At 73.3% G+C, this 7,007-nt stretch carries 4 protein-coding genes; 2 read left to right on the plus strand and 2 right to left on the minus strand.

Going from position 1 to position 7,007, the window contains the following annotated elements; genetic code table 11:
* Nucleotides 1-324: 324 nt before the first annotated feature.
* Nucleotides 325-3,870: a transcription-repair coupling factor gene (gene mfd / locus ACGFML_RS22860; RefSeq protein ID WP_393546373.1), complete on the plus strand. Its 3,546-nt coding sequence runs from the start codon at nucleotides 325-327 to the stop codon at nucleotides 3,868-3,870.
* Nucleotides 3,871-3,895: 25 nt separating this feature from the next.
* Here the strand turns inward: mfd and cpt are convergent, their stop codons facing one another.
* Nucleotides 3,896-4,420: a chloramphenicol phosphotransferase CPT gene (gene cpt, locus ACGFML_RS22865; RefSeq protein ID WP_393546432.1), complete on the minus strand. Its 525-nt coding sequence runs from the start codon at nucleotides 4,418-4,420 to the stop codon at nucleotides 3,896-3,898.
* Between the two features lie 98 nt (nucleotides 4,421-4,518).
* On the minus strand, nucleotides 4,519-5,970 hold the full coding sequence (locus ACGFML_RS22870) for a DUF2079 domain-containing protein (RefSeq protein WP_393546375.1): 1,452 nt from the start codon (nucleotides 5,968-5,970) through the stop codon (nucleotides 4,519-4,521).
* A gap of 147 nt (nucleotides 5,971-6,117) precedes the next feature.
* On the opposite strand from ACGFML_RS22870, the gene ACGFML_RS22875 reads away from it, so the two are divergent.
* Nucleotides 6,118-6,834, plus strand: coding sequence for an HNH endonuclease family protein (locus tag ACGFML_RS22875; RefSeq protein ID WP_393546434.1), 717 nt, complete (start codon nucleotides 6,118-6,120; stop codon nucleotides 6,832-6,834).
* Nucleotides 6,835-7,007 lie beyond the last annotated feature (173 nt).

Below are 7,007 nucleotides of genomic sequence, written 5' to 3' on the forward strand. Positions count from 1 at the left end.
TGTCGCCGCCCCTCGTCGTGCCGCTCACCGGGCCCCCTCCGCCTCTTCTCCGGCCGTTGCATGCAGGGGACACCCTTCCATGGGGGACCGGTCTGCGGAACGGGGCTTCTCGGCAGGTGGACGGCCGGGCCGCCCGCCCCGTGCGGGCCCCGGCCCCGGCCCCTCCCCTTCCCCCTCCCCTTCCCCCTCCGGTTCGGGCGGCCGGGTGTCGGTGGGCGGGCGTATGGTGGGCAAACCCGGCCCGTACGACGTGTCGGGCTGCTCGCGTTGTTCACTGCGCGCGGATCCATTGCGTTGCTCGCCTTCTGGGACGGAAGCCTTTTCATGAGCCTGACTGGTCTGCTCGACGCCGTCGTACGGGACCCGGCGCTCGCCGAAGCGGTACAGGCCGCGGCCGACGGCCACCGGCCGCACGTGGATCTGGTGGGGCCGCCGGCCGCCCGCCCCTTCGCGGTGGCCGCGCTGGCCCGGGAATCCGGCCGTACGGTGCTCGCGGTGACCGCCACCGGGCGCGAGGCCGAGGACCTGGCCGCGGCGCTGCGCACGCTGATGCCGGCCGGGGAGGAGAACTCCGTCGTCGAGTTCCCCTCCTGGGAGACGCTGCCGCACGAGCGGCTCTCGCCCCGCTCGGACACCGTCGGCCGCCGCCTCGCGGTGCTGCGCCGGCTCGCCCACCCGCGCCAGGACGACCCCACGGCGGGCCCCGTCTCCGTCGTCGTCGCGCCCATCCGCTCGGTGCTCCAGCCGCAGGTCAAGGGGCTCGGCGACCTGGAGCCGGTGAGCCTGCGCACGGGGCAGACCGCCGACCTGGCGGAGATCGTCGACGGGCTGGCCGCGGCCGCCTACGCACGCGTCGAACTGGTCGAGAAGCGCGGCGAGTTCGCGGTCCGTGGCGGCATCCTGGACGTCTTCCCGCCCACCGAGGAGCACCCCCTCCGGGTCGAGTTCTGGGGTGACGACGTCGAGGAGATCCGCTACTTCAAGGTCGCCGACCAGCGGTCCCTGGAGGTCGCCGAGCACGGCCTGTGGGCGCCGCCGTGCCGGGAGCTGCTGCTGACCGACGAGGTGCGGGAGCGGGCCGCGGCCCTCGCCGAGGCACACCCCGAGCTGGGCGAACTGCTCGGCAAGATCGCCGAGGGGATCGCCGTCGAGGGCATGGAGTCGCTGGCTCCGGTCCTGGTGGACGACATGGAGCTGCTGCTGGACGTCCTGCCGGAGAGCTCCATGGCGATGGTGTGCGACCCGGAGCGGGTACGGACCCGGGCCACCGACCTGGTGGCGACCAGCCAGGAGTTCCTCCAGGCGTCCTGGGCGGCGAGCGCGGGTGGCGGCGAGGCCCCGATCGACGTCGGCGCGGCTTCGCTGTGGGGCATCGCGGACGTCCGCGACCGGGCCCGTGAGCTGGGCATGATGTGGTGGTCCGTCTCGCCGTTCGCCGCCGACGAGGAGCTGACGGCCGACAGCGAGACCCTCAAGCTCGGCATGCACGCCCCGGAGACCTACCGCGGCGACACCCAGCGGGCGCTGTCCGACACCAAGCAGTGGCTGGCCGACGGCTGGCGCACGGTGTACGTGACCGAGGGGCACGGCCCCGCGGCCCGTACGGTCGAGGTGCTCGGCGGCGAGGGCATCGCCGCCCGCCTGGACGGCGAGCTCGGCGAGATCTCCCCGTCCGTCGTCCATGTCTCCTGCGGCTCCCTCGACAACGGCTTCCTCGCCCCGTCGCTCAAGCTGGCCGTTCTGACCGAGACCGACCTCACCGGCCAGAAGGCGGCCGGCAAGGACGCGGCCCGGATGCCGGCCCGCCGCCGCAAGACCATCGACCCGCTGACCCTCCAGGCCGGCGACTTCATCGTCCACGAGCAGCACGGTGTCGGCCGCTACATCGAGATGGTGCAGCGCACGGTCCAGGGCGCCACCCGCGAGTACCTCCTCGTCGAGTACGCGCCCGCCAAGCGCGGCCAGCCCGGCGACCGCCTCTACATTCCCACCGACCAGCTGGAGCAGGTCACCAAGTACGTGGGCGGCGAGGCCCCGACCCTGCACCGCCTCGGCGGCGCCGACTGGACCAAGACCAAGGCGCGCGCCAAGAAGGCCGTCAAGGAGATCGCCGCCGACCTGATCAAGCTCTACTCCGCCCGGATGGCGGCGCCCGGCCACGTCTTCGGCCCGGACACCCCCTGGCAGCGCGAGCTGGAGGACGCCTTCCCGTACGCGGAGACGCCCGATCAGCTCACCACCATCGCCGAGGTCAAGGAGGACATGGAGAAGTCGGTCCCGATGGACCGTCTGATCTGCGGCGACGTCGGCTACGGCAAGACCGAGATCGCGGTCCGTGCCGCCTTCAAGGCCGTCCAGGACGGCAAGCAGGTCGCCGTCCTCGTCCCCACCACCCTCCTCGTCCAGCAGCACTTCGGGACGTTCAGCGAGCGGTACGGCCAGTTCCCGGTCAACGTCAAGGCGCTCTCCCGCTTCCAGACCGACACCGAGGCCAAGGCCGTCCTCGAAGGGCTGCGGGAGGGCTCCGTCGACCTCGTCATCGGCACCCACCGCCTGTTCTCCTCCGAGACCAAGTTCAAGGACCTGGGCCTGGTCATCGTCGACGAGGAGCAGCGCTTCGGCGTCGAGCACAAGGAGCAGCTCAAGAAGCTCCGCGCCAACGTCGACGTCCTGACGATGTCCGCCACCCCCATTCCCCGCACCCTGGAGATGGCGGTCACGGGCATCCGCGAGATGTCCACGATCACCACGCCCCCCGAGGAGCGGCACCCGGTCCTGACCTTCGTCGGGCCGTACGAGCAGAAGCAGATCGGTGCGGCCATCCGCCGTGAACTCCTGCGCGAGGGCCAGGTCTTCTACATCCACAACCGTGTGGAGTCCATCGACCGGGCGGCTGCCCGGCTGCGGGAGATCGTGCCGGAGGCGCGTATCCAGACCGCGCACGGGCAGATGGGGGAGTCGGCCCTCGAACAGGTCGTCGTCGACTTCTGGGAGAAGAAGTTCGATGTCCTGGTCTCCACCACGATCGTCGAATCGGGCATCGACATCTCCAACGCCAACACCCTGATCGTCGAGCGCGGCGACAACTTCGGCCTCTCGCAGCTCCACCAGCTGCGCGGCCGCGTCGGCCGGGGCCGGGACCGCGGCTACGCCTACTTCCTCTACCCGCCGGAGAAGCCGCTGACCGAGACCGCGCACGAGCGGCTGGCGACCATCGCCCAGCACACGGAGATGGGCGCGGGCATGTATGTGGCGATGAAGGACCTGGAGATCCGCGGCGCGGGCAACCTCCTCGGCGGCGAGCAGTCCGGCCACATCGCGGGCGTCGGCTTCGACCTCTACGTACGGATGGTGGGCGAGGCGGTCGCCGACTACCGCGCCTCCCTGGAGGGCGGCGTGGAGGAGGAGCCGCCGCTCGAGGTCAAGATCGAGCTGCCGGTGGACGCCCATGTCCCGCACGACTACGCGCCGGGCGAGCAGCTGCGACTCCAGGCATACCGCGCCATCGCCTCCGCCGCCACGGAGGAGGACGTCGCGGCGGTCCGCGAGGAGCTGACCGACCGCTACGGCAAGCTCCCCGAGCCGGTCGAGAACCTCCTCCTGGTCGCCGGGCTGCGCATGCTGGCCCGCGCCTGCGGCGTCTCGGACATCACTCTCCAGGGCTCCAACGTCCGCTTCGGCCCGGTGGAGTTGCGGGAGTCGCAGGAGCTGCGGCTGAAGCGGCTGCATCCCCGCACGGTCCTCAAGCCGGCCACCAGGCAGGTCCTGGTGCCGCGCCCGACCACCGGCAAGATCGGCGGCAAGCCGCTGGTCGGGCGGGAACTGCTGTCGTGGGTGGGGGAGTTCCTGACGACGATCCTGGGGGCGTAGCGGCCCGGGTGCCGGTGCGTGCCCGCTACGCCACGACGTGTGCCGCGATCCGGCGCGCGCAGTCGGCCGGTGTGCGGCGGCCGGTGTCCACCTCGACGTCGTAGCCGACCCCGCGGTGGACGAGTGCGGCCTGGGCGGCGGCCATGCCCGCCACCCGGTCGCCGCGGGCCCGTTCGCGGGCCGTGGCGATCTCGGGGGCGCAGTGCACGCCGACCCACAGCACGCTCAGGCCGTGCAGCGCGGCGCGCCAGCGGGCCTGGCTCTCGTGGCCGCCGAGGAAGACCTCGTCGAGGATGACGCCGGTGCCGGCGCGGGCCATGGCGGCGATGCCGTGCCGCCAGCCGGCCTCCAGGGTGCGGAAGACCGGGCCGGTGGTGACCTCGCCGCCGGGTGCGAGGACCAGGCCGTCGGGGGCGGCCGTCAGGGCCGGCGGCAGCCCGTCGACGAACGTGTCGACGCCGAAGGTCAACCAGGGGCGGGGGAGGGCCTCCTGGAGGGCGCGGGCCAGCGTGGAGGTGCCGGAGCTGGAGCCGCCGTTGAGGACGATCACGTCGGTCCGGTCCGCTCGGGAGGTGTCGCCGCCGCCGTCGTCGCCGGCGGCGGTCGTGTCGGGTGTCGTATCGGGTGCCATCACGGCACCGTAGGCATTCAGCGGGCGGATGTCCGGTGAAATACGACGAGGTCCCCGGCCGCGCCCGTCAGGACGTAGGCGGAACCGGGGTGCCGGGCCGCGGCGTCGGCGAGGGCCTGCGGCGGGGTGCGGTCGGCGGGGCGCTGGACGGCTATGTAGTCGGGCGCGAGGCCGCCGGTGTCGCCGGTCCAGAAGACGCGGGTGCGGCCGGTGAGCCGGCTGAGCGGACGGATGTCGGCCTCCACGCTCGCGCCGTCCGGTATCCGGGCCAGCAGCCGTTCGGCGGCGGTGACGGACGCCGGGACACGGTAGGTGGCGGCCTCGGTGAGGCGGGACAGCGGGAGCGTGGTGGTCAGCGCGAGCGCGCAGGCCAGGGCGGCGGCCGGCAGGTGGTGGGCGTAGGCGCGCAGCCACGGGCGGGCGGAGGTGCGGGCCCGGGGCAGGGCGTCGACCAGGGCGAGGAAGACCACCGGCATCAGGACGGCGTTGTAGTGCCAGTCGATGCCCCAGTAGTGCGGTTCATGGGAGAGGAACCGCCAGCCCAGCGTCGGGAGCCCGGCCAGTAGGAGGGGTGAGCGGAGGGCGAGCAGGCCGGTGGTGGGGAGCAGCACCCACAGGGTGGTGCGGACGGCCGTGTCGAGCGGGATGGCGGGGGCGGAGCCGCCCCCGGTGCCGATCTTGTTCCAGTAGTCGTACGAGCCGGAGCCGTTGAAGCCGGGAATGATCACGCCGAGGGTGACGGCGGTGGCGACGACACCGAAGACGGTCAGTGCGACGGCCGCCGGGACGGCCCGGCGCGTGCGGATCAGGACGAGCGCGCCGACCGTGGCCGCGGTGACCCCCAGGTCCTCCTTGACCAGTACCAGCGGTGCGGCCCAGCACACCGCCGCGGTCCAGCGACCGCGCAGCACCGCTTCGAGGGCGAAGGCGATCAGCGGCAGCGCGAAGGCTATTTCGTGGAAGTCGAAGTCGACGGCCTTCTGCATCCCCCAGGAGAGGCCGTACGCGACGCCGACGGCCAGGCCGGGCAGGCGGCCCAGGTGCCGGGCCGCGGCGCGGGTGACCGGGATCGCGGAAGCCGCGAACAGTGCGGCCTGCGCGAGGAGCAGGGTCAGGGGCGAGGGGATCAGACGGTAGATGGGCGCGAGGACGACCAGTACGGGACTGAAGTGGTCGCCGAGGACGTTGGTGCCGGGGCCCTTGAGGTCGACGATCGGGGCCCGGAGATGGGCGTAGCCTCGGACGGCCTGCTCGAAAATGCCCAGATCCCAGGAGGAGTTGGACATCGTGCGGAAGCGGCACACGGACAGCACGGCGAATGCGACGAAGAAGAACGCGGCCGTCCAGTACGGATCCAGGCGCGGCGCGCGCAGTCGGCGCGCGGCGCGCCGCAGGCGGCCGGTGTCGGCGCCCGGTGTGCCGGTGGCCCCGGTCGCGGGGCCCGCGGCCGTTGCTGCGGCCGTGTCCATGGGGGTCCTCACTCTCGATTTCCGAAAAGATACTCGAAACGGCGAACCGGACCGGACCGGGCGCCCGCCGACCGCGACGACCCGGATTGGACTCCTGCCGTGATACCCACCACCCGCCGCCCCCGGTCGTCTCGCACCCGCCGCCCCCTGGCTCCCCTGTCCGCGGCCACCGCCGCCGCGCTGGCCGCTGTGCTCACCCTCACCGGCTGCTCCCCGCACGAAACCCGGAGCGGCGGGGACGCGGACGCCAAGGCGGGTCCGGCCGCCGCGCTGCGGGCGGTGGATGCGCTGGCCGTCAAGGGCCGTGCCCCGAAGACGGGTTACGCACGTAACCGCTTCGGCACCGCCTGGGCGGACACCGACGGCAACCGCTGCGACACCCGGGACGACATCCTCCAACGCGACCTGCGGGGTGTCGCCTTCCGGGACGGGCGCTGCCTCGTGGTCTCGGGGACGCTGGCCGAGGACCCCTACACGGGGGCGGAGGTGCGCTACGCGCGCGGCCGCAGCAAGGTGGACATCGACCATGTGGTGGCACTGTCGGACGCCTGGCAGAAGGGGGCGGGCCGGTGGCCGGGCCGTAAGCGGGTGGCGCTGGCCAACGACCCGCTGAACCTGATCGCGGTCGACGCCTCGGCGAACCGGCGCAAGAGCGACGGGGACGCGGCGACCTGGCTGCCCGCGTACCGGCCGTACCGCTGCACCTATGTCGCCCACCAGGTGGCGGTGAAGAGGAAGTACGGGCTGTGGGTGACCCGGGCGGAGAAGGACGCGATGGTGCGGGTGCTGCGTTCCTGCCCGAAGGAGCGGCTGCCGGCCGGCGGGAGCCCCACAAAGGCGCCGGCCCGCTTCTCGGCGAGGTAGCCCGTGTGAAGAGGTGGCCCGTAAGAAGCAGCCCGTACACGGCCGTGGGGGCCCCCCCCCCGGGGGGGGGGGGGGGGGGCCCCCGGGGGGGGGGGGGCGGGGGGGCGGGGGGGGCGGGCCCCCGCCCACGAGCCGGGGGGGGCGCACCACAACGCCCGGGCGGGGTGTGTTGT

The organism is Streptomyces sp. NPDC048650 (assembly GCF_043199095.1).
Taxonomy (GTDB): Bacteria; Actinomycetota; Actinomycetes; order Streptomycetales; family Streptomycetaceae; genus Streptomyces.

Bases quoted from the DNA above. Each gene is read 5' to 3' on its own strand.
- mfd (WP_393546373.1), top strand. From the start codon at position 325: ATGAGCCTGACTGGTCTGCTCGACGCCGTCGTACGGGACCCGGCGCTC.
- ACGFML_RS22870 (WP_393546375.1), bottom strand. From the start codon at position 5,970: ATGGACACGGCCGCAGCAACGGCCGCGGGCCCCGCGACCGGGGCCACC.